We start from the raw sequence: 24,813 nt of genomic DNA on the forward strand, positions 1-24,813 counted from the left end.
GCCGGATGGCGTGCACCATCCGGCCCCTTCCACGATGACGGCTTACACGTCGAAGTACAGCGCCACCTCGTACGGGTGCGGACGGATCTGAACGGGCAGGATCTCGTTCTCGCGCTTGTAGGAGATCCAGGTCTCGATCAGATCCTCGGTGAACACCCCACCCTCGGTGAGGTAGTCGTGGTCCTCTTCGAGCTTGTCGATGACCGCCGACAGGGAGGTGGGCGCCTGGGGAATGTTGGCGGCCTCGTCGGGCGGCAGCTCGTAGAGGTCCTTGTCGACCGGCGTCTGCGGCTCGATCTTGCGCTTGATGCCGTCGATGCCGGCCATCAGCATCGCCGCGAACGCCAGGTACGGGTTACCCGAGCTGTCGGGGCAGCGGAACTCCAGGCGCTTGGCCTTCGGGTTGTTGCCCGTGATCGGGATACGCACACACGCCGAGCGGTTGCGCTGGCTGTACACCAGGTTGATCGGCGCCTCGTAACCCGGCACCAGGCGCTTGTAGGAGTTCACCGTGGGGTTGGTGAACGCCAGCAGCGACGGCGCGTGGTGCAGGATGCCGCCGATGTAGTGGCGCGCGATGTCCGACAGGCCCGCGTAGCCGGACTCGTCGTGGAACAGCGGCTGGCCGTCCTTCCACAGCGACTGGTGGGCATGCATGCCGGACCCGTTGTCGCCGAACAGCGGCTTGGGCATGAACGTTACGGTCTTGCCGGCCTGCCATGCCGTGTTCTTGATGATGTACTTGAACAGCAGCAGGTCATCGGCCGCGTGCAGCATCGTGTTGAACTTGTAGTTGATCTCGGCCTGGCCGGCGGTGCCGACCTCGTGGTGGCCGCGCTCGAGCGTGAAGCCTGCGTTCTGCAGGTTGGTGCACATCTCGTCGCGCAGATCCACGTAGTGGTCGTACGGCGCGACGGGGAAATAGCCGCCCTTGGGCCGGACCTTGTAACCGCGGTTGGCGCTGCCGTCGGCCTCGACCGGTTCGCCGGTGTTCCACCAGCCGGCCTCGGAGTCCACCTCGTAAAAGGTGCCATTGATCCGGGAGTCGAAGGTCACCGAGTCGAAGATGTAGAACTCGGCCTCGGCGCCGAAGTACGCCGTGTCGGCGATGCCGGTGCTGGCCAGGTAGTTCTCCGCCTTGCGGGCGACGTTGCGCGGGTCGCGCGAGTAAGCCTCGCGGGTGAATGGATCGTGCACGAAGAAGTTGAGGTTCAGCGTCTTGGCGGCGCGGAACGGGTCGATACGTGCGGTGTCGGGGTCCGGCAGCAGCATCATGTCGGACTCGTGGATCGACTGGAAACCGCGAACCGATGAGCCGTCGAAGGCCAAGCCGTCCTCGAAGACGTCCTGGGTGAAGGCCGAAGCCGGGACCGAGAAATGCTGAACGACGCCGGGCAGATCACAGAACCGGATGTCGACGTATTCGACATCCTCGTCCTTGATCAGCTTGAGAATGTCGTCGGCCGTCTTTTCTGCCACTGAGTTCTCTCCTTTATCTGGTAACCCGCGGGTTGACGCTAGGGACACGATGTTGCACGGTCGTCAACCGAATGTTGCGCCGAAGTTACGCAATCTCACCTCAGTGCCTCGTCGCCGGCGGCCGATGGCCTCGCGTGGACCACCTGATGTCCCGCCCTATCCTGACAGTATGGCCCGATCACTGGGGTCCTGGCTGTCGGGTCCGGATCCGACCAGCGACGCCGGACCCGACGACTATCCCGGTCAGCGCCTCGGTATGCCGGAGACCGGCCCCGGTTCGATCGCCCGGTTCGGCAGGCGGATCGCTGCGCTGATGATCGATTGGTTCATTGCCTACGGACTGGTGGGGCTTGCGGTGAACGTCGGCGTCATCAGCCGCGACGCCTTCCTGTACAGCCCGCTGGGCTCGACGTCGATCGCGGTGGTGTGGCTGGTGCTGGGCATCGTCTCGGTGCGGTTGTTCGGCTTCACGCCCGGTCAGTGGGCGCTGGGCCTGCGGGTCGCCTCGATCGACCACCGGATGCACGTCGGGATCGGGCGCGCCGCGGTCCGCGGTCTGCTGGTGTTCTTCGTCATCCCCGCCCTGTTCACCGACAAAGACTTCCGCGGATATCAGGACCGGTTCACCAACACCGCGGTGGTTCGTCGGTAACTTCTGCCGGCGCCGAAACCGACGTTTTGGTTGAAAATCCGGTCGGATCACGACCATTTCGTCTGTCTCGGCGGAACTCCGAACTCGGAACTCGGGCCTCAGCGGCGGCGGACGGTGCGCTGCACACCGCGCATCTTGGCCTGCGTCGGCAGTGGGCCCTTCGGCATCGCGGCCGGGCCCACCTTGGTGCCAAGCGCGGCCAGCCTCGACTCCAGCGCGTCGAGTTGTTTGACCGTGATGTTGGCAGGCAGCTTGTTGAGGTGACGCTCCAGCTTGGCCAGCGGCACTTCGCCTTCGCCGTTGCCGATGATGACGTCGTAGATCGGAGTGTCGCCGACCAGTCGGGCGGTGCGCTTCTTCTCCTGGGCCAGCAACGGCTTCACCCGTGTCGGCGAACCCTCGCCGACGAAGATGACCCCGGGCCTGCCGATCACACGGTGCACCGCGTCGAAGTGGCCGGTGGCCGCGACGCCGGGCGTCACCCGCCACTTGCCGCGCAGGTTGTCCAGCGCCCACGCCGCTGCGCCGGTCTGACCCTCGGCCTTGCGGTAGACGGACTTCTGAGCGCGTCTGCCGAAGATGATGAAGGCCACCAGGGCTCCGAGGATGATGCCCAGCAGGATCATCACGTAAGTCGTGAAGCCGCCCGCGAAGATCCCGAGCGCCACGGAGCCGGCGACGATCAGCACGAATGCGCCGATCATGTACGGCAGCAGCCGCTTGTCCTCTTTGCGCTGGATCTGGAACGCCTGCCACAGTTGGCTGCGGCGTTGTTTGGACGCCGCTTTGCGGGCCGCCTTGGCCTCGGCCTTCGCGGCCTTGAGGGCCTCGGGATTGCGGGTTTTCGCCATTGCTTCAGGATACGGAGTGCGATGACGCCGCCGCCGCGGCTCCCGTGCGCGCCGTCGCCTTCGCCTGGGCATACAGCCGGCCCGCCCGGTACGACGACCGCACCAGTGGTCCGGCCAGCACGCCGGCGAACCCCAGCCCCTGGGCGAACTGCTCGTGCTCGACGAACTCCTCGGGGTGCACCCAGCGCTCCACCGGGTGATGACGCGCCGAGGGCCGCAGGTACTGGGTGATCGTGACGATGTCGCAGCCCGCGTCGCGCAGATCGGTCAGCGCGGTGCGCACCTCCTCGGGCGTCTCACCCATGCCGAGGATGAGGTTCGACTTGGTGACCAACCCGAAGTCGCGCGCCGCGGTCAGCACTCGAAGGCTGCGCTCGTAGCGGAATGCGGGCCGGATCCGCTTAAAGATCCGCGGAACGGTTTCGACGTTGTGCGCCAACACTTCTGGATTCGCCTCGAAGACCTCGCGCAATTGGCCGGGGTCGCCGTTGAAGTCGGGGATCAGCAGTTCCACGCCAGTGTTCGGATTGAGTTCTTTGATCGCACGCACCGTCTCGGCGTAGAGCCAGGCACCGCCGTCGGGTAGGTCGTCGCGGGCCACGCCCGTCACGGTCGAGTAGCGCAGCCCCATCGCCTGCACGCTCTCGGCCACCCGGCGCGGTTCGTCACGGTCGAGGTCGGCCGGTTTACCGGTGTCGATCTGGCAGAAGTCGCAGCGACGGGTGCACTGTTCGCCGCCGATGAGGAAGGTGGCCTCGCGGTCCTCCCAGCATTCGAAGATGTTGGGGCAGCCGGCCTCCTCGCAGACCGTGTGCAGCCCTTCGCGTTTGACCAGCGCCTTGAGTTCCTGGTACTCCGGGCCCATCTTCGCGCGTGTCTTGATCCACGGCGGCTTGCGCTCGATCGGCGTCTCGGCGTTGCGCACCTCGAGACGCAGCAGTTTGCGGCCTTCAGGAGTCACGGTCACGGCGTCAACGCTACCCTCAGCCGCCCGTCCAGGACGTCTGCCACCGCGTCTGCCACCGGTCCGATGACGTCCGCGACGCCGACCCGCCGCCCCAGTTCAGCCGTCAGTGAAGTGACCCCGGCGTCGGTGATGCCGCAGGGCACGATCGCCGAGAATGCGGACAGGTCGCAATCGCAGTTCAACGCGAATCCGTGCATGGTCGTCGCCCGCGACACCCGGATGCCGACTGCAGCGATCTTGCGCGCGGGGCCCTTGGCGTCGGTACCGGATTCGCGGCTCGCCGCGGGCGGCACCCACACCCCGGAACGGCCCTCGACCCGACCGGTCTGCACGCCGAGATCGGCGCAGACCTTGATCAGCGATTCCTCAAGACGCCGAACGAAGTTGACCACGTCGAGCGGTTCGGCCAGCCCGACGATCGGATAGCCCACCAGTTGCCCGGGCCCGTGCCAGGTGATCTTGCCGCCGCGGTCGGTGTCGATGACCGGAGTGGCGGCCGCACTCGGCCTTTCGCTGGGCAGCGTGCGCCGGCCTGCGGTGTACACCGGCGGATGCTCGAGTAGCAGCAGGGTGTCCGGTCCGCCCGCCACCCGCTCGTCGGCGATCTGACGCTGCAACTGCCAGGCATCCTCGTAGTCGACCAAGCCCAGCCGACGCACGTCGATCTGCGTCGACACCGACCGAATCGAACCCGTCACTACACCGACGCTACTCTCGCGGCGCGGTGGCGAACGCCAACGCCTCGCCAATGGTGTTGTGGTGGAAGACGAATCCGGCCCGCTCGAGCGCCGCGGGGATGGCGCGCTGACCGCCCAGCAGCCCCTCGTCGGCGAACTCACCGAGAACGGCGCGCAGCGCGAATCCCGGAACCATCAGCGGTGTCGGTCGATTGACCGCGCGGCCCAACGCCGCGGTGAACTCGGCGTTGGTGACGGGCGCGGGACCGGTGAGGTTGACCGGCCCGGACAGCTCGTCGTGCGATATCGCGAACAGCAGCGCGCGGACCTCGTCCTCCAGGCTGATCCATGGCATGTACTGGCGGCCGTTGCCCAGCCGGGCGCCCAGCCCCAGAGAGAACAATGGTTTGAGCCGGCCGAGCATCCCGCCCGCCGGGGCCAACACCAGGCCGGAGCGCGCCAGCACGACCCGCGCGCCGTCCTGTCGCGCCGCCCAGGTGGCGGCCTCCCAATCGATGCACAGGTGGGGGAGGAACCCCTCGCCGGCGGGCGCGTTCTCGTCGGTGATCTGCGGGCCGGTGTCGCCGTAGAAGCCGACCGCGCTGGCGTTGACGAGCACGGGTACGCCGGCCTCGGCGACCGCGTTGGCGAGCACCTCCGTGGGTCCGATGCGGCTGTCGCGCAGGCTCTGCTTGAACGCGCCCGACCACCGCTTCTCGCCGACGTTGACGCCACACAGATTGACCACCGCGTCCACCCCGGCCAACGTCTGAGGGTCGAATTCGCCGGTGTCCGGGTTCCAGAACACCTCGTCGGCGTTCGACGGTGCGCGCCGGACGATGCGCAGCACACGGCGGTCGGTGGCACGCAGTGCATACACCAGCGCCGTGCCGATCAGACCGGACGATCCCGCGATCGCGATGACGGCTTCGGACACGACAGGCGCAAGCCTTCCCTGTAGGCCTCTACAGGCCTAAGTCGGCCTCGAACGCGCCTTCCTCGAGCCGGCGCTTGATGGTGGTCAGGAAGCGGCCGGCATCTGCGCCGTCGATCAGCCGGTGGTCGTAGGTCAGCGGCAGGTAGCACACCGAGCGGACACCGATCGACTCGTTGCCGAACTCGTCGGCGATCACCCGGGGCCGCTTGACGATGGCGCCCGTACCCAGCATCGCCGCTTGCGGCGGCACCAGGATCGGCGTGTCGAAAAGCGCGCCCTGACTGCCGATGTTGGTGATCGTGAACGTTCCGCCGGACAACTCGTCGGGTTTGAGGTCACCCGAGCGTGCGCGCGCCGCGATGTCGGCGATCGCGCGGGCCAGGCCGGCCAGCGACAGATCACCGGCGTTCTTGATCACCGGCGAGAGCAGACCCTGCTCCGTGTCGACCGCGAAGCCGAGGTGCTCGGCGTCGTAGTAGGTGATCTCCTTGGTTTCCTCGTTGTAACTGGCGTTGACGTTCGGATGCGCCTTCAGCGCGTCCACCACCGCGACCGCGATGAACGGCAGAAATGTCAGGTTCACGCCCTCGCGCTCGGCGAAACTGGCCTTCGCCCGTGCTCGCAGCGACACCACCCTGGTCATGTCGACCTCGTGGGTCTGGGTCAATTGCGCTGTCGCCTGCAAAGATTCGCGGGTCTTCTTCGCGGTCAGCTGGCGGATCCGGTTGGCCTTCTGCGTGGTGCCGCGCAGGTGCGCCAACCGAGCCGACGAGGTGTCGCCGTCCGCGGAGGCCGACGCCGCGGCGGGCGCCTTGCCCGGTGCTTCGGCCGGCTGTTCGGTCGGGGTCGTCGGCGCCTTGGTGGCCTCCGCCGCCGCGAGCACGTCCTGCTTGCGGATCCGTCCGCCGACGCCGGTGCCTTTCACGTTGGCGAGGTCAACGTTGTTCTCCGCAGCCAGCTTTCGCACCAGCGGGGTGACGTAAGGGCCGGACTCACTCGTGGGTTGCGGCTCGGGCTTCGATTCCGGCTCGGGCTGCGGTTTCGATTCCGGTTTCGGCTCGGGCTTGGGTTCGGGTTTGGCCTCTTGCTCGGGCTCGGGCTTGGGTTCCTGTTCGGGCTCGGGCTTCTCTTCCTGCTTGGGTTTCTCTTCCTGCTTGGGCTCCGGTTCTGGCTCCGGTTCTGGTTCAGGCTTGGGCTCGGGCTTCGAGTCCTGCGCCGCGTCGGCATCGCCGATCTTGGCCAGCTCCCCGCCCACCTCGACGGTGTCGTCCTCCTCGGCGGTGATGGACAGCAGCGTGCCCGCCACAGGTGAGGGAATCTCGGTGTCCACCTTGTCCGTGGACACCTCGAGCAGCGGTTCGTCGACCTCGACGGAGTCGCCGACCTTCTTCAACCAGCGTGTCACCGTGCCCTCGGTGACGGACTCGCCGAGCTCCGGCATCAGTACCGGGGTCGCGTCCCCCGACGACTTCGCAGCCGGCTTGGATTCAGGCTTGGAATCGGGCTGCGACGCGTCCTCTTCCTCGGCGGCGGGCTCGGGCTCTGACGCCGGCTTCTCCGCGGGCTTCTCCTCTTCGGCGGCTTGCTCGTCTCCGCTGGAGGCGTCCTTGTCTTCCGAGGCGTCCTTGTCTTCCGAGTCTTTTGAGTCGTCGGAGCTGTCGGAGCCGCCGTCCTCGCCGGCGTCGCCGATGACCGCCAATTCACCGCCCACCTCAACGGTGTCGTCTTCCTGGGCGATGATCTTCTTCAGCACCCCGGAAGCGGGTGAGGGAATCTCGGTGTCGACCTTGTCGGTGGAGACTTCCAGCAGCGGCTCATCTTGTTCGACCGTATCGCCCTCTTGCTTGAGCCAACGGGTGACAGTCCCCTCGGTGACGCTCTCGCCGAGTGCAGGCATCTGGACGGAGATGGCCATGTGATTGACTCCCTCGCTCCCTTGAACGGTCGGTCAGTCGTGCTGGATCGATGTCTTCGCAACCCATCCTTTCACGTCCGGTTGCACAGTTCGCCGCAGACCGGCTGACCCGTGGCTCTGGCACTATCGAGACAGGCGGCCGAAGGGAGCACGGACGGGAGTGGGAGTTCTCGACAGATTTCGCCGCGGTAAGCGCGCAGGCAAGGGGCCGGGTGCCGACCCCGCCGCGGATCTGAACTACCTGCGCCAGTGGGTCGCCGAACACACCGGTGTGGAAGCCTTCGTCGAACCGAAGACCACGGTCACCGACGTCACGGTGGTCCTGGTGGCCGCCGACGGCGAGTGGACCCGGCGCCGTGCCGGGGGAGACGCCGGTGCCCGTCGGCTGTCCGAACGGCTCAATATCCCCGTCTACGACGTGCAGAAGGTCGGCTATCCGCAGCGGATGCGCGACTACGACGAACGTCGCCGCATCGAACGCCGTCGCGCGGAGCGTCGGGAACTCGACGAGCGCTGATACGGTACCGGCGGTTCCGCCAACCACTGGAGGTGTGATGGGGCAGAACGCGCAGCGGTTCGTCGACAGCTCAGATGACGTGCGGATCGCCGTTCACGAAGAAGGCAATCCCGATGGCCCCACGCTGGTCCTCGTGCACGGCTGGCCGGATTCGCACGTGCTGTGGGACGGCGTTGTGCCGCTGCTGGCCGACCGGTTCCGCATCGTGCGCTACGACAACCGGGGAGTCGGCGAATCGACTGCGCCCAAGCGCGTTTCGGCTCATCGTATGGCCCGGTACGCCGATGACTTCGAAGCCGTCACCGCTGCCGTCAGCTCCGGTGAACCGGTGCACGTGCTCGCGCACGACTGGGGCTCGGCGGCTGTGTGGGAGTACCTGGCCCGGCCGGGTGCCAGCGACCGCGTCGCGTCGCTCACCTCGGTTGCGGGTCCCAGCATCGACCACCTCAACCGTTTCGTCATCGGCAGCTTGAGGCGTCCGTGGCGCCCGCGGCGGTTCGTTCGCGCGCTGAGCCAGTTCCTGTCCTTCTCCTATATGGGCTTCTTCTCGATCCCGGGCATCGCACCGTTGGCCGTGCGCGGCTTCGTCGCAAACCTGGTGCGACAGATCCTGCTACTGCGCGATGGGATCCCTCCCGACCAACTGCACCATTCCACGACCTACAAGGACGACGCCGCCAAGAGCGTCAAGGTCTATGGCGCCAACTATCTGGCGTCGATGAAGACCGGGCGCACGAACCACTACGTCGATGTCCCGGTGCAACTCATCGTCAATCTCAGGGATCCGTTCGTGCGGCCGTACGTCTATGACGACACCAAGAACTGGGTAGCGCAGCTGTGGCGCCGCGATCTTGCCGCCGGGCACTGGTCGCCGATGTCGCACCCGCATGCGATCGCACGGTCGGTCGAGCAGCTTGTCGATTTCCTCGACGGTAACCCGCCGGCGCGTGAACTGTTGCGCGCACAGGTCGGCCCGCCACGCGAATACTTCAGTGACACACTGGTTTCCGTGACCGGTGCGGGCAGTGGAATCGGTCGCGAGACGGCACTCGCATTCGCGCGGGAGGGCGCCGAGATCGTCGTCAGCGACCTCGACGAGGGCACCGCAAAGGAGACCGCGGCCCAGATCGCCGCCCGCGGAGGAGTCGCGCACGCCTACACCGTCGACGTGTCCGACGCCGACGCCGTCGAGCGGTTCGCCGACCTTGTGTGCGCCGAACACGGCGTACCCGACATCGTGGTGAACAACGCGGGCGTCGGGCACGCCGGAATGTTCCTCGACACCCCGCGCGAGGAGTACGACCGTGTCCTTGCCATCAACTTCGGTGGAGTTGTCAACTGCTGCAGGTCTTTCGGGCGCCGGCTGGTCGACCGAGGGCTGGGCGGGCACGTCGTCAACATCTCGTCGATGGCGGCGTACTCACCGCAGCAGTCGATGAATGCCTACGCCACCAGCAAGGCCGCGGTGTTCATGTTCGGCGACTGTCTGCGCGCCGAGCTGGACCAGGCCGACGTGGGGCTCACCACGGTATGCCCCGGCGTGATCGACACCAACATCGTGCACACCACCCGGTTCGACGCGCCCGCCGGCAAGCGGGACAAGGTCGAAGCCCGCCGCGCGCAACTGGAGAAGGTGTTCGCCAAACGTCGGTACGGCCCCGACAAGGTGGCCAACGCGATCGTCTCGGCGGTCAAGAAGAACAAGCCGATCCGGCCGGTCGCCCCGGAGGCACACATCGTCTACGGCGTAGCGCACCTGCTCCCGCAGGTGATGCGGAGTACCGCGCGCGGCAGGGTGGTCTAGCCGCTAGCGCCGTGGCGTCCGTGTTCGCCGAAACGGACGTTTTGGCGGGTTTGTGCGGGTGAAAACCGCCATTTCGTCGGTCTCGGCCATATGGCCTAGACGCTCGCGGCTCGAGCCCATCAGCCGCTCTGAGATATGTCCTCCAGGACCGCGAACATGGTCCGCGTCGGCACCCCGGTGCCGCCCTTGCCGGTGTAGCCCCACGGGCCGCCCGTGTTGTACGCCGGGCCCGCGATGTCGATGTGGGCCCACTGCACGCCGTCGGGAACGAACTCGCGCAGGTACGTGCCGGCCACCAGCATGCCGGCGTACCGCGAGCCGCTGACGTTGGCCAGGTCGGCGACCGTCGATTTGAGGTCGTCCTTGAGTTCCTCGGGCAGCGGCATCGGCCAGGCGTTCTCGCCGACCGCCTGCGAAATCGCTGCGACTCGGTCGCGGAATTCGTCGCTGCCCATCACTCCGGGGGTGCGGGCGCCGAGCGCTACGGTCTGCGCGCCGGTCAGCGTCGAGGTCTCGATCAGGTAGTCCGGCTGGTCCTCGCCGGCCCGCACGATCGCGTCGGCCAGAATCAGCCGGCCCTCGGCGTCGGTGTTGAGCACTTCCACCGTGGTGCCGCCGTACTGGGTCAACACATCACCGGGCCGCTGCGCGGTGGCCGACGGCATGTTCTCGGCCATCGGCACCGTGGCGATCACGTCGATCGGCAGCTTCTGCTTGGCGGCCAGCACCACGGTCGCGATGACAGCGGCCGCGCCACCCATGTCGGAGGTCATGTGGTGCATGTTCGCCGCGGGCTTGATCGAGATGCCGCCGGTGTCGAACGTGATGCCCTTGCCAACCAGCGCGACGCGCTTACCTTTGCGCTTGGCGCCCTTGTGGGACAGCCGTACCAGACGCGGAGGACGGGACGAACCTTTGCCGACGCCGATGATGCCGCCGTAACCTGCCTTCTCCAACGCCTTCTCGTCGAGGATTTCCACCTGTAGTCCGGCTGCCTCGGCCAAATCGCTTGCGCGCCGGGCGAATTCGGCGGGAAAGAGGTGGCTCGGCGGGGTGTTGACCAGATCGCGGGCGGTGGCCACCGCGGTCGCGATGTCGGCCGCCCGCTGCGCGGCTTCCTTGGTACTCGACTTCGTGTCCGCGGTGAGCGCGGTGATCTCGCGCAGGCCGGCGTCCTTGGGCGCGGTCTTGCCGCTGCGGAAGTCGGCGAACCGGTAGGCGCCGAGGATCAGGCCCTCGATCGCGGCGGTCAGGTCGACGTCCGTCAGCGTCGTCAGCGCCGCCTCGGTGCCGTTGAGCGACCGAGCCGCGACACCCGCGGCGCGGCGGATGACATCGGCGGAGTAGTGGTCGCTCTGCTTGCCTAGTCCGACCGCCAAGACGCTGGCCACCGGAAGCGATGGCGCGACGACGCGGGTGAGTTGCTCGCTGCCGCCTTTGGCGCCGAGTGCCTCGAGCGCGCCCTCGATCTCGGCGACCGCCCCGCTATCGAGGAAGGGGCTGGGCAGCACCTTCGGCGCAGAGTCGTCGTCCCCGTTGACCACCGGCACGATCAGCACCGATGAGCCGGCTTTGCGTTTCGGCAGCGCCGAGCTGACGGTGACGATAGGGGCCTGGTATCCGACAGTTGCAGGGCTCACGAGGCCTAACCCTAGCTTCAGTGGCCGCCGTGCAGATCGTAAGCCGGGACGGGGGCGTCGAAGCCCTTGAGCGTCAAAGGATCCAGTCGGGTCGCAGGCCAGCCGGGCAGCTCGTCGCGGACATCTGCAGCGGCGAGGATCTGACCGGGTGCCGCGGCGCTGACGAGCCGCGCGGCCAGGTTGACGGGGGTGCCGAAGTAGTCGCCGTTGATGGCGACAACTTCGCCGTAGCTCAGCCCTGCGCGAAGACGAAGTCCGGCTTTTCGCACCCGTGGGTGGTCCACGAGATCGGCGGCGGTCCGCAGCAAACGCTCCGGCGTCGAACTCACCCACATCACCGCGTCACCGATGAATTTCACCAACCAACTCTCGTCGTCATGCACCACGTCGCTGACGGTGGCGGTGAACCCGCTGAGCAACGCCGACAGTTCGCCTGGGCTGATTTGCTGCGTCAGCGCCGTGAAATCCGAGAGGTCGACAAAGCCGATGCCGCACTCCAGGCTGGCCGACGGGTCGCGCAGGACGTTCTCGAACAGGTTGGGCCGTTCGAGATGCTGTCGATGTACGGCATCCATCAACGCTCCCACCCTGGGAATCAATTCGGCCAGCGCGCGGTAAGTGCGTGCCGTGGTGAGTTCGTCGTGGCTGGTGGTGATCCAGAACTGTGGCTGACTGGTTCGAGTGGCCGTCGCTTCGGCCTCGGCCACCCGGGCCATTGCCGAACCGATGAGTCGCAAAAGACCGGCGGTGCCGTCTATGTCCCACAACGCCGTCATCGCGGCGCACGTGGCGAGGGCGTCGACATCTGCCTGGCTCAATGCGACCTGATCGGGATCGGTGACAGTCAAGCCGAGCATCGCCCAGTAGTGAGCGACGTCATCGACCGGCAGCGCGAGCGCCTCGGCGGCGGTGCGCAGGCTGTAGGTCGGGGGACCTGAGCGGCGCACCGCGTCGCCGGCGAGTTGGAACAGGCGCCGCCCGTGCCGCTCGGCGTCGACCATCTCCTCGGCGGAGAACCCGAGGCTGTCGAGGTACTCGATCAACGCCGCACGCTGCCGTGCGTCGGCGAGGCCGGCGGCTTCGAGCGCATCCAGGTCGACCATCAGCGACTCAGGTGCAGGTCATAGGCTGTCACCGGAGCCTCGAAGCCTTTGAGTATCAATGGGTTCTGCGGAATGGCGGGCCATTCGGGCAGCTCGTCGCGAACGTCGGTGGACGCCAGGATCTGCCCCGGCGCGGCGGCCGCCACCAACCGGGCGGCCAGGTTCACCGGGGTGCCCCAGTAATCGCCGCCGATGGCCAGCACGTCCCCGTAGCCGAGACCCGCACGCACCAGCAGACCGGCGTCACGCGCCTGCGGCAGCTCGACGAGATCGAGAGCGACCTTCGCCAGCAGTTCCGGGGTCGAGGACACCCACATCACCTCGTCGCCGATGAACTTCACCACGCGCCCTCCGTCGGCGTGCACGAGATCGGACACGATGCCGCCGAACCCGATCAACAAATCGGACAATTCGTCCGGCGTGAGCCGCTGGGTCAGGGCGGTGAAACCGGTGAGGTCGGCGAATCCCACCCCGCACGTGACGATGGGCGACGAGTCGTGCAACACGCCCTCGAAATGGGTTCGGGCGCTGATGATGTGCTCCCGGAAGACGGCGTCGATCAGCACGCTGATCCGCTGGGTGATCTCGGTGACCGCGCGATAGGCCTTCGCCGTGGTGAGTTCGTTCCCGCTGTGCGTCATCAGGAGATCGGGTTGGGCCATGCGCACCATCGTCCCGCCGGCTTCGGCGAGACGGGCCATCGTGTTGCCGAGGACGCGTAGAAAGGCCAGCGCGGCATCATCGCCGACGAGCGCCTTCATCGCCACCCACGCCGCCAGTCCGTCGACTTCTGCCCGGCTCAGCGCCAATGCATCCGGATCTGAGATGTTCAGGCCCATCACGGCCCACGCCGTGGCGACCTCGTCAAGGGGCACGTCGAGCGCCTCGGCGGCCGTGCGCAAGCTGTGCACCGGGCGGCCCGGCCCCTGCAGCGCGTCACCGGCCAGGCCGAACAGACGGCCCTTGCGTTCTGCCTCGACCATGTCCTCCGCGGTGAACCCGAGGCTGTCGAGGTACTCGATGAGCCCCGCGCGTTCTCGCGCGTTCGCAATTCCGGCCGCCTCCAGTGCGGCGAAATCGACCACGCACCCGAGTCTGCCAGCGTCGACGCCCCGGTTAGGGTGGATTTCCGTGAGCGAAGTCGAACACGGCCCACTGGAAGACCGCCACCGCGAACTGGGGGCGAGCTTTGCCGAGTTCGGTGGGTGGCTGATGCCGGTTTCGTACGCCGGGACGGTCAGCGAGCACACCTCGACCCGGACATCGGTCGGGCTGTTCGACGTCAGCCATCTCGGCAAGGCGTTGGTGCGAGGGCCCGGCGCGGCCGAGTACGTCAACTCCGCGTTCACCAACGACCTGCGCCGCATCGGCCCGGGCAAGGCGCAATACACGTTGTGCTGCACCGATGTAGGCGGCGTCGCCGGAGTTGTAGACGACCTGATCGCGTACTACGTCTCGGATGACGAGATCTTCCTGGTGCCCAACGCCGCCAACACCGCCGCGGTCGTCGAGGCGCTGCGGCGCGAGGCCCCTGCCGAGTTGACGATCACCGACGAACACCGGGCGTACGCGGTACTCGCCGTCCAGGGTCCGAAATCAGCGCAGGTCGTCGGCGCGCTCGGGCTGCCGACCGACATGGACTACATGGGTTATGCCGACGCCGAGTTCGGCGGGGTTCCCGTACGCGTCTGCCGCAGCGGCTACACCGGCGAGCACGGCTATGAGCTGCTGCCTCCGTGGGACCGCGCGGACGCGGTGTTCGACGCACTGCTCGAGACGGTGACGGCGGCGGGCGGTGAGCCGGCGGGTCTCGGCGCGCGCGACACCCTGCGCACCGAGATGGGCTATCCGCTGCACGGCCACGAACTGTCGCTGGATTTCTCACCGCTGCAGGCGCGTTGCGGGTGGGCCATCGGCTGGAAAAAAGATGCGTTCTGGGGGCGTGAAGCGTTGCTGGCCGAGAAGGCGAGTGGCCCGCGTCGACTGCTGCGCGGCTTGAGGGCGGTCGGAAGGGGGGTGCTGCGCGCCGGGCTCACGGTGCTCGACGGCGACCGTCCGGTGGGCGTGACGACGTCGGGAACCTTCTCTCCGACTTTGAAAGTCGGCATCGCGCTGGCGTTGATCGACACCGACCGCAACATCGCCGACGGGCAGCTGGTCACGGTCGACGTCCGCGGCCGCGCCGTCGAGTGTGAGGTGGTCAAACCGCCGTTCGTCGCGGCAAAAACCCGGTAGCGGTGCGGATATACAATCGCTGCATGACTGACGGTCCCCTCGAGTTCACGGTTGAGCGCAATGCGAACCCGGCGAGCGACGAGGTACGGGCCTCGATACTGGCCAATCCCGGATTCGGCCGGTACCACACCGACCACATGGTGTCGATCGATTACGCCGAGGGTGAGGGTTGGCACAACGCGCGGGTGATCCCGTACGGCCCCATCGAGCTCGACCCCTCGGCGATCGTGCTGCACTACGCACAGGAGATCTTCGAGGGGCTCAAGGCCTACCGCTGGGGGGACGGCTCGATCGTCTCGTTCCGGCCCGAGGCGAACGCCCGACGGCTACGTCTCTCGGCGCGTCGACTCGCGATCCCGGAACTGCCCGCGGAGGTGTTCATCGAGTCGCTGCGCCAGCTGATCTCCGTCGACGAGCCCTGGGTTCCGGCCGCCGGCGGTGAGGAGTCGCTGTATCTTCGGCCGTTCGTGTTCGCGACCGAGCCGGGTCTCGGCGTGCGGCCCGCAACCGAATACCGCTACCTCGTCATCGGCTCACCCGCAGGTGCCTATTTCAAGGGCGGCATCAAACCGGTCAGCGTGTGGTTGTCCACCGAATACGTGCGGGCCTGCCCGGGCGGTACCGGCGCCGCGAAATTCGGCGGCAACTACGCCGCTTCGCTGCTAGCGCAGGCCCAGGCCGCGGACAACGACTGCGACCAGGTGGTGTGGTTGGACGCCGCCGAACGCCGCTATGTCGAAGAGATGGGCGGGATGAACCTGTTCTTCGTGTTCGGCAGCGGCGGGTCCGCGCGGCTCGTCACGCCCGAGCTGAGCGGCTCCATCCTGCCCGGCGTAACGCGAGATTCCTTGCTGCAGTTGGCTTCCGACGCCGGTTTCACGGTCGAAGAGCGCAAGATCGACGTGGACGAGTGGCAGAAGAAGGCGGCCGCGGGCGAGATCACCGAGGTGTTCGCCTGCGGCACCGCGGCGGTCATCACCCCGGTCGCCCGCGTCAAACACGCCGACGGCGAGTTCACCATCGCCGACGGCGGGCCGGGGGAGATCACGATGGCGCTGCGCGACACGCTCACCGGGATCCAGCGCGGCACCTTCGCCGATACCCACGGCTGGATGGCCCGACTCGGCTGAGCCGGCGTTCCCCGGCGCCGCTCAGCGGATGGCGAGACCCAGTGCGGCGACAGCGGTCGTCACCTCGATCGCGGCGCCGAGCACGTCTCCGGTGACGCCGCCGAAGCGCCGGACACAGTGCGCCACGAGCAGCGCCCCGCACGACACCGCGACGATCACCGCCAGCGGCCCCTGCCACGGCCGCGGGCCGGCGAACGCGGCCAACGCCGCGGCCGCGACGATCCACGCGGCGGCCACCGCGACCGGTTGGGTGCCCGCGACCCGTGCGCCCAGCGCACTGCCCGCTGCGGCGGGCACGCCGCGCCTGCACGCCAGCACCGCCGCGACGCGACCCGCCACGACCGCCGCCACCAACCCCACGGAGGTCAACCCGGCGAACGCGAAAGCCTGCACCAGGAGGACAATGACCACGGCGGCGACGCCGAACGGACCCGCCGAGCCGTCGCGCATCACCTCGAGCGCGCGTTCCGGCGGCCCGTAACAGCCCAGCCCGTCGGCGGTGTCGGCGAGCCCGTCGACGTGCAGCCCGCGGGTCAGCGCCACCACCACCGCCACCGCCAACACACCCGCCAGGGGTCCCGGCCCGAACGCCCACGACGCCGCCCACAGCGTTGCGGCCGCCAGCCCGCCGATCGCGGCGCCGGCCACCGGCAACGCGGTCAGTGCCCCGCGGCCGAATGCCGCCGTGGTGGGCGCCGGGAGGACGGTGCCGAACGCGAACGCCCCGGTGAGCGAACGGATCACGGGCTAGTACTCCTCGGATGCAGGGGTGACGCCCGCTTCGTCGAACGTCGCCATCGACGCCAGCGCGGCCACCGCCGCCCGTACGACAGGCAACGCGACCGCCGCCCCGGTGCCCTCGCCGAGGCGCATCCGCATGTCCAGGATCGGATCGAGGCCAAGCCGATCCAGTGCCACCGCGTGCGCCGGTTCGGGGGATCGGTGTGCGGCCTGCCACCACAGGCGGGCGCCCGTCGCAAGGCGCTCGGCCACCAACGCCGCCGCGGTCACCACCAGGCCGTCGAGCAGCAGCGGCGTGCGCCGCACGGCGGCCTGGGCGCAGAAGCCGGCCATCGCCGCGATATCCGCGCCACCGCAGATCCGCAGGAGCGCAGCAGGATCGGTGACGCTGGCGCGGCCGCGGTACAGCGCGTCGCGGACCGCGGCGGTCTTGCGTGCCCACCCCGCGTCGTCCACGCCCGTGCCGCGACCGACCACGGCGACCGGTTCCGAGTCGCTGAGCGCCGCAACCAAAGTCGTTGCCGGAGTTGTGTTTCCGATGCCCATATCGCCGGCGATCAGCAGGTCGGCGCCGGAGTCCACCTCGTCGTCAGCGATCCGCCGACCGGCCTCGAGCGCCGCGGTGAGTTCGTCGGCGCTCAAGGCGTCCTCGACGGCGATGTTGCCGCTGCCGCGGCGCACCTTGTGCGCGCCGACCGACGGTGAGTGCGGTTGCGGCGTGTCGACCGCGATGTCGACCACTCGCACGGTTGCGCCCGCCACCTCGGCGAGCACGTTGATCGCGGCGCCGCCGGCATCGAAGTTGGCGACCATTTGCGCGGTGACATCGGCCCGGTAGGCCGACACCCCGGCCGCTGCGACGCCGTGGTCACCGGCGAACACGACTATCCGGGCCCGCTGGAACTGCCGAGGTGGGCACATCCCCTGGCACGATGCGACCCAGACCGCGAGGTCCTCCAGCCTGCCCAGCGAGCCGGGCGGCTTGGTGAGCCGGTTCTGCCGCTCCCGCGCGGCGGCGGCCACGTCGGCGTCGGGTGACTCTACGGCGGGAAAGTCCGTCACACCGGCTCCTTCACCGAGACGGGTTGTCCGGCGATGACCAGCACCACCCGGTCGCACACCGCGGCGAGCCGCTGGTTGAGCGAACCCAGTTCGTCGGCGAATCGGCGGCCCGCCGCCGTCGCGGGCACCACGGTCAGCCCGACCTCGGGGCTGACCACCGCAAGCGGCGCGGAGAACCCGCCCACCGCGTCGAGCAGATCGTCGACGTCCGCGGCGACCGAGCCGCCGGTCCACGCGCCCGACCTGTCCATCGCCGCGGTCAGCCATGAGCCGATGTCGTCGACCAGGGTTGCGATGTGTTCGGTCCGCAATTGCGTTGCCACATCTGCTGTTTCGACGGTCGACCACCGATCCTGCCTGCGCTGCCGGTGGGCGGCGACCCGGGCAGCCCAGTCGGGATCGTCGGCGGGCGCAGGCCCGGTAGCAAGGTAGCGCAGCGGTGGCGAACCGGTATCGGCGAGCGCCGCTTCGGCCCACTGCGACTTACCCGACCGGATGCCGCCGAGCACCAGGGTGCGCACCGGGCTCAGGCGACCTTGTCGCCGCGGTTCACCTGCGGACGGGGTGCCCGCATCCGGCGCAGCTGCGAGGCGCGGCTGGCCGCGTAAAACCCGAGCTTCCAACCGGTTTCGGTGTTGTCAGGGAATTTCGCGTCGACCTTACGGTTGACGCGCCGGCCGAGGATGAAGCCGTCGATCACCATGATGAGCACGAGCACGAGCATCGCGGGGGAGATCAGGCGCTGCACCTGTACCGAGGGCACCGCCAGCATCACGAAGATCAGGCCCAGGGCCGACGGCATGAACAGCCCGAGCACGTTGCGGCGGGAGTCCACCAGATCGCGCACATAGCGGCGCACCGGTCCACGATCCCGCGGCAGCAGGTAGGCCTCCTCGCCGGCCATCATCTTCTCGCGGCGTTGGGTCATCTGTTCGCGGCGCGCGGCCTTGTCCGCTCGGCGTTCCTCACGGCTCAGTTTGGAGCGCATCTCTTTGCGGCGGCGACGCGCCTCGGCGGCCGTCATCGGCGCGGGCGCCACCGGCCCGCGCTTGCGGGCGTCGCGCTTGGGCGTCGGCCTGCCCTTGGGGGCCGTGGTGCGCGCCGCCGTGGCGTCCTCGGCCAACTCCGTCTCCACTGTGGCGTCGGCCACACCGGTGCCCGAGTCGGGTTCCTTGTCTTTCTTACGGCCCAGCAGGTTCACGCTGCCAGGTTACTTCTGCCGCAGACGGCCGCGACGGCCTGGGGACAGACTCGGGAATAGCGGCCGAACGGGGTACCGTTGAACCAGTAACGCGCACCCGATGAGGCCTCACAGGAGACGTAATGACAGTTCAGGGAGAGTCGGCAACCGCCACCCACGGCGTGATCCTGACCGACGCTGCCGCCGCCAAGGCCAAGGCGTTGCTGGACCAGGAGGGCCGCGACGACCTCGCCCTGCGTATCGCCGTGCAGCCGGGCGGCTGCGCCGGCCTGCGCTACAACCTGTTCTTCGACGACCGGTCGCTCGACGGTGACCTGTCCGTGGAGTTCGGCGGCGTGAACCTGACGGTGGACCGGATGAGCGCGCCGTATGTGCAGGGTGCGACCATCGACTTCGTCGACAGCATCGAGAAGCAGGGCTTCACGATCGACAACCCCAACGCCACGGGTTCGTGCGCCTGCGGCGACTCGTTCAACTGACCGGACCAGATCAGTACTGGCCGCCCGTGCGCGGCAGGTAGGAGCACACCAGGATCTCGTTGCCCTGCGACAGCAGCTGGGCGACGGCCTGCTGTTCGTCGGTGTCGGGCCGGTCCCGTCGTGATCCGCTGGCCGGCGTCACCCGCATGGTGAACAGCACCTGCGCCTGATTCGGCGAGGGCATCACGATCTTGTCGATCGACGTGACCTCGGCGCTGTTGTACTGCTTGCGGAACGCATCGCCGGACAACCTGGCCAGCGCCAGATCCGAGCGCTTCTCCTTGACCGCGTCGAACAACCCGCACAGGGTGTGCCGCGCCACGGTCTCGGTGTCGCCGTTGGTCAGCGCGTCCAGATACTCCTGGATCGCGGCTTTGGCCGACGCCTCGCTCAGCGCGCTCGACTGCGGTGCATCCTCGTCGCCGCCGGCGAAGACGATTCCGGCCACCACCGCCGCGATCACCGCCACCGCCAGCACCACTGCGGCCACGATCGGCCACCGCCGCCGTTTCCGGTACTGCACCGGCGGCGGCAGAGTGCCCGGATACGCCGAGGGCATGTTCTCCGGGTACGGGAACGGTTGAGGATACGTTTGCGGGGCGGTCGGTCCAGCGCCGTATTCGGGCGGGTACGGACCGGTCATCGCTTTGCTCCCCCGGGAGGTGGCCAGGAAGGTGCCTGTCTACAGTGGCTGACGGGCTTTTGTAGGCAGGTTAGCGCACTAGAATTACCTAGGCGACTTAACAAATGAAGGGGATAGTTCGTGACAATTGCGGTGACCGGATCGATTGCGACCGACCATCTGATGCGGTTCCCGGGGAGATTCTCCGAACAACTGCTGCCCGATCACCTTCAGAAAGTCTCGTTGAGTTTCCTTGTCGACGATCTGGTCGTGCACCGCGGCGGGGTCGCGGGCAACATGGCGTTCGCCATCGGTGTGCTGGGCGGTGACGTGGCGCTGGTGGGCGCCGTCGGCCGCGACTTCGACGACTACCGCAGCTGGCTGGAGTCCGTCGGGGTGGACACCGAGAGCGTGCTCGTCTCCGAGACCGCCTACACCGCTCGGTTCGTCTGCACGACCGATGACGCCATGGCGCAGATCGCGTCGTTCTATCCGGGCGCCATGTCCGAGGCGCGCAACATCTCGCTGGCCGACCTCACGAAACGGATCGGCACGCCGGAACTGGTGATCGTCGGCGCCAACGATCCCGACGCGATGTTCCTGCACACCGAGGAGTGCCGCCGGCTCGGCCTGGCCTTCGCCGCCGATCCCTCCCAGCAGTTGGCCCGGCTGACCGGTGAGGAGATCCGCAAGCTGATCGACGGCGCCACCTATCTGTTCACCAACGACTACGAGTGGGACCTGCTGCTGCAGAAGTCCGGCTGGAGTGAGGCGCAGGTGATGAGCCAGATCGGGTTGCGCGTCACCACGCTGGGCCCCAAGGGCGTGGACCTGGTCAGCTCGGACGGCACGTTCATCCACGTCGGGGTGGTGCCCGAAAAGCACAAGGCAGATCCGACCGGCATCGGGGACGCGTTCCGCGCCGGCTTCTTGACCGGTCGCAGCGCCGGGCTCAGCCTGGAGCGCTCCGCTCAGCTCGCCTCGCTGGTGGCCGTGCTGGTGTTCGAGGCGCCGGGCCCGCAGGAGTGGAGCTGGGACCCTCAGGAGGCGGTGCAGCGGCTCGGCGACGCCTACGGCGACGAGGCCGCCGCGGAGATCGCGCAGGCGCTCAAGTAGCTACAGCTGCACGGGATAGGTCGGCTCGCCGATCTGCGGAGTGATGCTGTGCTCGACGAAGATCGCATGCCACAGCATGAAGATCAGGACGGTCCACAGCCGGCGGCTGTGATCGCTTGTGCCGCTGCGATGTTCGTCGAGCATGGTGCGTACCGCCGCGAGGTCGATCAGGCCGCCGGCCTGTGATGAGTTGACCATCGAATAAGCCCACTCGAGCAGCTCGCCGGCCCGCAGCCAATGCCGGATCGGCACCGGGAAGCCCAGCTTCGGCCGGTTCAGCACATGCGCCGGGACGATCGGCTCGAGCGCTCGGCGCAACGCGAATTTGGTTGTCGCCCTGGTGATCTTCTGGTCATAGGGGAGTCGGGACGCGACCGCGAAGACCTCGGGGTCCAGAAACGGCACGCGCAGTTCCAGCGAGTTCGCCATGGTCATCTTGTCGGCCTTGACGAGGATGTCGCCGCGCAGCCAGGTGAAGAGGTCGACGTGCTGCATGCGGGCGACGGGATCCCACCCCGCCGACGCGGCGTACACCGGTGCGGTCACGTCGGTGTGCGTCCATTCCTGGCGGAAGCCGGGCAGCACCGCCCGCAGCTGCGCGTCCGAGAAGCTGCGCGCGTTGCCGTAGTAGCGCTCTTCGAGCGTGAGCGAGCCGCGATGCAGCAGGCTCTTGCCACGCAGTCCCTCCGGCAGCGGCCGCGACGCCCGCCCCAGTGACCGCCGCAGCGGCCGGGGCAGATACTCGAACGGCCGCAGCGACAACGGCTCCCGGTAGATGGTGTAGCCGCCGAACAACTCGTCGGCGCCCTCGCCGGACAGCACCACCTTGACATGCTTGCGGGCCTCGCGGGCGATGAAGAACAGCGGTACCAGCGCGGGATCGGCGACGGGTTCGTCGAGATACCAAACGATTTCGGGCAGCGCTGCGACGAATTCGGCCTGGTTGACCACCTTGGCGACGTGTCTGGCGCCGATCGCCTCGGCCGAGGCGACCGCGACGTCAACCTCGGAGAAGCCCTCACGCTCGAAACCCGTCGTGAACGTGATCAGCCGCGGGTTGTGGCGCATGGCCAGCGCGGCGATCGCAGTCGAGTCGATACCGCCGGACAGGAATGCGCCGACGGTCACGTCGGCGCGCATGTGCTTGGCGACCGAATCCTCGAGCACCGCGGTGATCTCGTCGTAGCGCTCCTGCTCGCGTCCTGCCACAAAAGGCACTGCGGCGAACCGAGGATGGAAGTAGCGCGTCACCTCGGGTTGGCCGCCCGGGCGGATGCGCGCGTAGCAGCCGGACTCCAGCCGGCGCACGCCGCGTTGCAGGGTTTCGGGCTCCGGCACGTACTGCAGCACGGTGTAGTGCTGCACGGCGCGCTCGTCGATCGACAGGTCGATGCCCAGCGTGTCGGCCAGGTCGAGCAGGCACTTCTTCTCGCTGCCGACCGCGGTGCCCCCGGCGCCACCGGCCAGGTAGAGCGGCTTGATGCCGAACGGGTCGCGGGCGCAGAACAGCTCACCGCGCTCGGAGTCCCACAGCGCGAACGCGAACATGCCGCGCAGCCGGGTCAACGCGTCGGTGCCCCAGTGGTGGTAGGCCGCGATGATTGCCTCGCCGTCACCGTCGGTGGTGAAAGTCGCGCCGTGGCGGGCCGACAACTCCTTCCGCAGTTCGAGGTAGTTGTAGATCTCTCCGTTGAACACCAGCACATAGCGGCCGGGCGCTTCCGGCGGTCCCCATCGCAGCGGCTGATGGCTGTGCGCGATGTCGATGATCGACAGCCGGTTGAACCCCAGCACGACCCGATCGTCCGACCAGGTCCCGGGCTCGTCGGGGCCGCGGTGACGCATCAGATGCGACGCCCCGGACACCGCCTCGACCAGGCCGGGGGAGAGCTCAGCGGACGGGTCACGCAACAGGGCCAGCAGTCCGCACACGGCGCCAGTATGCCTAATCGATGAGGTGTGTTCAGACCGGCACCCGGGCGTGGTCTACGCTGCGTAGTATTCGCTCCGGAAACTGACCGCGCCGCGGTCGCGCGTCACCGACTTCTAGGAGGCTTCAACGTGACACCTCGCGGGCTGAAGGCGGTGGCGCGAACGGCGTCGCTGTCAATCGTCCTGGGTGCTACGGCGTTGCTGCTCAGCGGCTGCAGCTGGTCCGAGGTGCTGGGTCTGGGGTGGCCGAACGGCATCACCCCCGAAGCCCACCTCAACCGCGAACTATGGATCGGCTCCGTGATCGCCTCGCTGGTCGTCGGCGCGATCGTGTGGGGCCTGATCTTCTGGACTTCGGCGTTTCACCGGGCCAAGAAGACCGACACCGAGTTGCCGCGCCAGTTCGGCTACAACATGCCGCTGGAACTGGTTTTGACCGTGGTGCCGTTCCTGATCATCTCGGTGCTGTTCTACTTCACCGTGGTGGTGCAGGAGAGGATGCTGCACGAGGAACCGAACCCCGAAGTCGTCGTCGACGTCACCGCCTTCCAGTGGAACTGGAAGTTCGGCTACCAGAAGGTGAACTTCTCCGACGGCACGTTCAACTATGACGGCGCCGACCCCGAGCGGGCGGCCGCGGTGGCGTCCGGTCCCGAGGGCCTGGAGGGCGAGCACGGCGGCGAGTTCGGCGTGATTGCGGGCAAGCACCCGCAGGACCGCTCGTATCTGGCGTTCGACAAGGTCGAGACGCTGGGGTCGTCGAACGAGATCCCGGTGCTGGTGGTGCCGTCGGGCAAGCGCATCGAGTTCCGGATCGCCTCGGCCGACGTCATCCACGGGTTCTGGGTGCCGGAGTTCCTGTTCAAGCGCGACGTGATGCCCGACCCGCGGGCGAACAACTCCGACAACACCTTCCAGATCAGCGAGATCAACCAGACCGGCGCCTTCGTCGGGCGGTGCACGGAGATGTGCGGCACCTACCACTCGATGATGAACTTCGAGCTACGGGTCGTGGAGCCCAACGACTTCAAGGCGTATCTGCAGCAGCGCATCGACGGCAAGACCAATGCCCAGGCGCTGCAGGCGATCAACCAGCCGCCGAAAGCCGTCACCACCCAACCGTTCGACACCCGTCGCGGTGAACTGGCGCCCCAGCAATCGCAGGCCAGCAAGTAGGGACATCACATGCATATCGAAGCCCGGCTGTTCGAGTTCCTGACCGCGTTCTTCATCCTCGCCGCCGTCGTCTACGCCGTGCTGACCGCAATGTTCCAGTACGGCGGCATCGAGTGGGCGGGCACCACCGCGCTGGTGCTGACCGCCGGCCTGACCCTGATCACCGGCACCTTCTTCCGGTTCGTGGCCCGGCGCCTGGACACCCGGCCGGAGGACTACGAGGACGCCGAGATCAGCGACGGCGCCGGCGAGCTCGGCTTCTTCAGCCCGCACAGCTGGTGGCCGGTGATGATCGCGCTGTCGGCGTCGATCACCGCGGTCGGTGTCGCGCTGTGGCTGCCCTGGCTCATCGTGGCGGGCATCTGCTTCGTGGTCACTACGGTCGCCGGCCTGGTGTTCGAGTACTACACCGGTCCCGAGAAGCACTGACCGACAAGGGGCAGCCCGCGGTGCGGGCGGCGCAAGGTCACAATCAGACCACCACTTCACCGGTAGACCGCGCCGCGTGATCCACCCGGGTGAGGCGGTTGGGTAATGTTGCCGAGGCACGGTCAGCCGCCGCCGGCCGAGCCGGTGG

General features: G+C 67.9%; 24 protein-coding genes. 9 read left to right on the forward strand and 15 right to left on the reverse strand.

The annotated features are described in order from the left end of the window. Positions 1-42 precede the first annotated feature (42 nt). A complete protein-coding gene (glnA, locus tag AU187_RS18755; RefSeq protein WP_059098880.1) occupies positions 43-1,479 on the reverse strand; it encodes a type I glutamate--ammonia ligase in 1,437 nt (478 codons plus the stop codon). A 169-nt stretch (positions 1,480-1,648) separates the two neighbouring features. On the opposite strand from glnA, the gene AU187_RS18760 reads away from it, so the two are divergent. Then, a complete protein-coding gene (locus AU187_RS18760; protein ID WP_059098881.1) occupies positions 1,649-2,131 on the forward strand; it encodes an RDD family protein in 483 nt (160 codons plus the stop codon). A gap of 98 nt (positions 2,132-2,229) precedes the next feature. Here AU187_RS18760 and AU187_RS18765 read toward each other — a convergent pair whose 3' ends face one another. The 5 genes from AU187_RS18765 to sucB are packed head-to-tail and all read right to left on the reverse strand — an operon-like array spanning position 2,230 to position 7,478. Further along, positions 2,230-2,982, reverse strand: coding sequence for a DUF4191 domain-containing protein (locus tag AU187_RS18765; protein ID WP_059098882.1), 753 nt, complete (start codon positions 2,980-2,982; stop codon positions 2,230-2,232). A gap of 4 nt (positions 2,983-2,986) precedes the next feature. After that, on the reverse strand, positions 2,987-3,949 hold the full coding sequence (lipA, locus tag AU187_RS18770; RefSeq protein ID WP_059098883.1) for a lipoyl synthase: 963 nt from the start codon (positions 3,947-3,949) through the stop codon (positions 2,987-2,989). Then, complete coding sequence (gene lipB / locus AU187_RS18775) at positions 3,946-4,647, reverse strand: lipoyl(octanoyl) transferase LipB (protein WP_059167166.1); 702 nt, start codon at positions 4,645-4,647, stop codon at positions 3,946-3,948. Before lipB ends, lipA begins: the two co-directional genes overlap by 4 nt. Positions 4,648-4,657: 10 nt before the next feature. Then, positions 4,658-5,563, reverse strand: coding sequence for a TIGR01777 family oxidoreductase (locus tag AU187_RS18780; RefSeq protein WP_059098885.1), 906 nt, complete (start codon positions 5,561-5,563; stop codon positions 4,658-4,660). Between the two features lie 28 nt (positions 5,564-5,591). Continuing rightward, a complete protein-coding gene (gene sucB, locus AU187_RS18785) occupies positions 5,592-7,478 on the reverse strand; it encodes a 2-oxoglutarate dehydrogenase, E2 component, dihydrolipoamide succinyltransferase (RefSeq protein WP_059098886.1) in 1,887 nt (628 codons plus the stop codon). Positions 7,479-7,638: 160 nt separating this feature from the next. Here sucB and AU187_RS18790 point away from each other — a divergent pair, with 160 nt between their 5' ends. After that, positions 7,639-7,995, forward strand: a complete 357-nt coding sequence (locus AU187_RS18790; RefSeq protein WP_059098887.1) for a hypothetical protein — start codon at positions 7,639-7,641, stop codon at positions 7,993-7,995. 37 nt (positions 7,996-8,032) lie between these two features. Beyond that, positions 8,033-9,799, forward strand: a complete 1,767-nt coding sequence (locus tag AU187_RS18795; protein ID WP_059098888.1) for an SDR family oxidoreductase — start codon at positions 8,033-8,035, stop codon at positions 9,797-9,799. A gap of 119 nt (positions 9,800-9,918) precedes the next feature. Here AU187_RS18795 and AU187_RS18800 read toward each other — a convergent pair whose 3' ends face one another. Genes AU187_RS18800 through AU187_RS18810 form a run of 3 tightly spaced genes read right to left on the reverse strand, consistent with a single transcriptional unit; the run spans position 9,919 to position 13,627 of the window. After that, complete coding sequence (locus AU187_RS18800) at positions 9,919-11,439, reverse strand: leucyl aminopeptidase (RefSeq protein ID WP_059098889.1); 1,521 nt, start codon at positions 11,437-11,439, stop codon at positions 9,919-9,921. A gap of 17 nt (positions 11,440-11,456) precedes the next feature. Beyond that, positions 11,457-12,542, reverse strand: coding sequence for an adenylate/guanylate cyclase domain-containing protein (locus AU187_RS18805; RefSeq protein WP_059098890.1), 1,086 nt, complete (start codon positions 12,540-12,542; stop codon positions 11,457-11,459). Further along, entirely contained in the window at positions 12,542-13,627 is a 1,086-nt protein-coding gene (locus AU187_RS18810) for an adenylate/guanylate cyclase domain-containing protein (RefSeq protein WP_059098891.1), read from the reverse strand. The genes AU187_RS18805 and AU187_RS18810 overlap by 1 nt, the downstream gene beginning before the upstream one ends. A 46-nt stretch (positions 13,628-13,673) precedes the next feature. On the opposite strand from AU187_RS18810, the gene gcvT reads away from it, so the two are divergent. Together gcvT and AU187_RS18820 are read left to right on the forward strand one after the other, a co-directional pair. Continuing rightward, positions 13,674-14,777, forward strand: a complete 1,104-nt coding sequence (gene gcvT / locus AU187_RS18815) for a glycine cleavage system aminomethyltransferase GcvT (RefSeq protein ID WP_059167167.1) — start codon at positions 13,674-13,676, stop codon at positions 14,775-14,777. 23 nt (positions 14,778-14,800) lie between these two features. Next, on the forward strand, positions 14,801-15,907 hold the full coding sequence (locus AU187_RS18820) for a branched-chain amino acid aminotransferase (RefSeq protein ID WP_059098948.1): 1,107 nt from the start codon (positions 14,801-14,803) through the stop codon (positions 15,905-15,907). Between the two features lie 21 nt (positions 15,908-15,928). Here AU187_RS18820 and AU187_RS18825 read toward each other — a convergent pair whose 3' ends face one another. From AU187_RS18825 to AU187_RS18840, 4 genes are read right to left on the reverse strand one after another with little or no spacing between them, the layout of a single operon-like run. Then, positions 15,929-16,651: an adenosylcobinamide-GDP ribazoletransferase gene (locus AU187_RS18825; protein WP_059098893.1), complete on the reverse strand. Its 723-nt coding sequence runs from the start codon at positions 16,649-16,651 to the stop codon at positions 15,929-15,931. Between the two features lie 3 nt (positions 16,652-16,654). Beyond that, positions 16,655-17,710, reverse strand: coding sequence for a nicotinate-nucleotide--dimethylbenzimidazole phosphoribosyltransferase (gene cobT, locus AU187_RS18830; RefSeq protein ID WP_059098894.1), 1,056 nt, complete (start codon positions 17,708-17,710; stop codon positions 16,655-16,657). Further along, complete coding sequence (locus AU187_RS18835) at positions 17,707-18,231, reverse strand: bifunctional adenosylcobinamide kinase/adenosylcobinamide-phosphate guanylyltransferase (protein WP_059098895.1); 525 nt, start codon at positions 18,229-18,231, stop codon at positions 17,707-17,709. Before AU187_RS18835 ends, cobT begins: the two co-directional genes overlap by 4 nt. A gap of 5 nt (positions 18,232-18,236) precedes the next feature. Then, entirely contained in the window at positions 18,237-18,911 is a 675-nt protein-coding gene (locus AU187_RS18840) for a DUF3043 domain-containing protein (RefSeq protein WP_082683794.1), read from the reverse strand. A 122-nt stretch (positions 18,912-19,033) separates the two neighbouring features. Here AU187_RS18840 and AU187_RS18845 point away from each other — a divergent pair, with 122 nt between their 5' ends. Beyond that, positions 19,034-19,390 carry a HesB/IscA family protein gene (locus AU187_RS18845; protein ID WP_059098896.1) on the forward strand — a complete coding sequence of 119 codons (357 nt, stop codon included), beginning with the start codon at positions 19,034-19,036 and terminating at the stop codon, positions 19,388-19,390. Between the two features lie 10 nt (positions 19,391-19,400). Here AU187_RS18845 and AU187_RS18850 read toward each other — a convergent pair whose 3' ends face one another. Then, positions 19,401-20,033 (reverse strand): Rv0361 family membrane protein, encoded by a 633-nt coding sequence (locus AU187_RS18850; protein ID WP_059098897.1) that lies wholly within the window; start codon positions 20,031-20,033, stop codon positions 19,401-19,403. Positions 20,034-20,153: 120 nt separating this feature from the next. Between AU187_RS18850 and AU187_RS18855 the strand changes: the two genes are divergently transcribed. Beyond that, entirely contained in the window at positions 20,154-21,128 is a 975-nt protein-coding gene (locus AU187_RS18855; protein WP_059098898.1) for a carbohydrate kinase family protein, read from the forward strand. On the opposite strand, the gene asnB is transcribed toward AU187_RS18855, so the two are convergent. After that, entirely contained in the window at positions 21,129-23,060 is a 1,932-nt protein-coding gene (gene asnB / locus AU187_RS18860) for an asparagine synthase (glutamine-hydrolyzing) (RefSeq protein ID WP_059098899.1), read from the reverse strand. It abuts the gene before it with no gap. 129 nt (positions 23,061-23,189) lie between these two features. On the opposite strand from asnB, the gene ctaC reads away from it, so the two are divergent. Together ctaC and AU187_RS18870 are read left to right on the forward strand one after the other, a co-directional pair. Next, positions 23,190-24,236, forward strand: coding sequence for an aa3-type cytochrome oxidase subunit II (ctaC, locus tag AU187_RS18865; protein WP_059098900.1), 1,047 nt, complete (start codon positions 23,190-23,192; stop codon positions 24,234-24,236). Positions 24,237-24,245: 9 nt separating this feature from the next. After that, positions 24,246-24,665 (forward strand): cytochrome c oxidase subunit 4, encoded by a 420-nt coding sequence (locus AU187_RS18870; RefSeq protein WP_059098901.1) that lies wholly within the window; start codon positions 24,246-24,248, stop codon positions 24,663-24,665. Positions 24,666-24,813: the final 148 nt, after the last annotated feature.

It is taken from the genome of Mycobacterium sp. IS-1556 (assembly GCF_001499985.1).
Lineage (GTDB): Bacteria > Actinomycetota > Actinomycetes > Mycobacteriales > Mycobacteriaceae > Mycobacterium.

Excerpts from the sequence above, each read along its gene's own strand:
- AU187_RS18870 (WP_059098901.1), top strand. The coding sequence starts at position 24,246 with ATGCATATCGAAGCCCGGCTGTTCGAGTTCCTGACCGCGTTCTTCATC.
- AU187_RS18850 (WP_059098897.1), bottom strand. The coding sequence starts at position 20,033 with ATGACCGGTCCGTACCCGCCCGAATACGGCGCTGGACCGACCGCCCCG.
- AU187_RS18805 (WP_059098890.1), bottom strand. The coding sequence starts at position 12,542 with ATGGTCGACCTGGATGCGCTCGAAGCCGCCGGCCTCGCCGACGCACGG.
- AU187_RS18795 (WP_059098888.1), top strand. The coding sequence starts at position 8,033 with ATGGGGCAGAACGCGCAGCGGTTCGTCGACAGCTCAGATGACGTGCGG.
- AU187_RS18760 (WP_059098881.1), top strand. The coding sequence starts at position 1,649 with ATGGCCCGATCACTGGGGTCCTGGCTGTCGGGTCCGGATCCGACCAGC.
- AU187_RS18845 (WP_059098896.1), top strand. The coding sequence starts at position 19,034 with ATGACAGTTCAGGGAGAGTCGGCAACCGCCACCCACGGCGTGATCCTG.
- AU187_RS18765 (WP_059098882.1), bottom strand. The coding sequence starts at position 2,982 with ATGGCGAAAACCCGCAATCCCGAGGCCCTCAAGGCCGCGAAGGCCGAG.
- AU187_RS18820 (WP_059098948.1), top strand. The coding sequence starts at position 14,801 with ATGACTGACGGTCCCCTCGAGTTCACGGTTGAGCGCAATGCGAACCCG.
- sucB (WP_059098886.1), bottom strand. The coding sequence starts at position 7,478 with ATGGCCATCTCCGTCCAGATGCCTGCACTCGGCGAGAGCGTCACCGAG.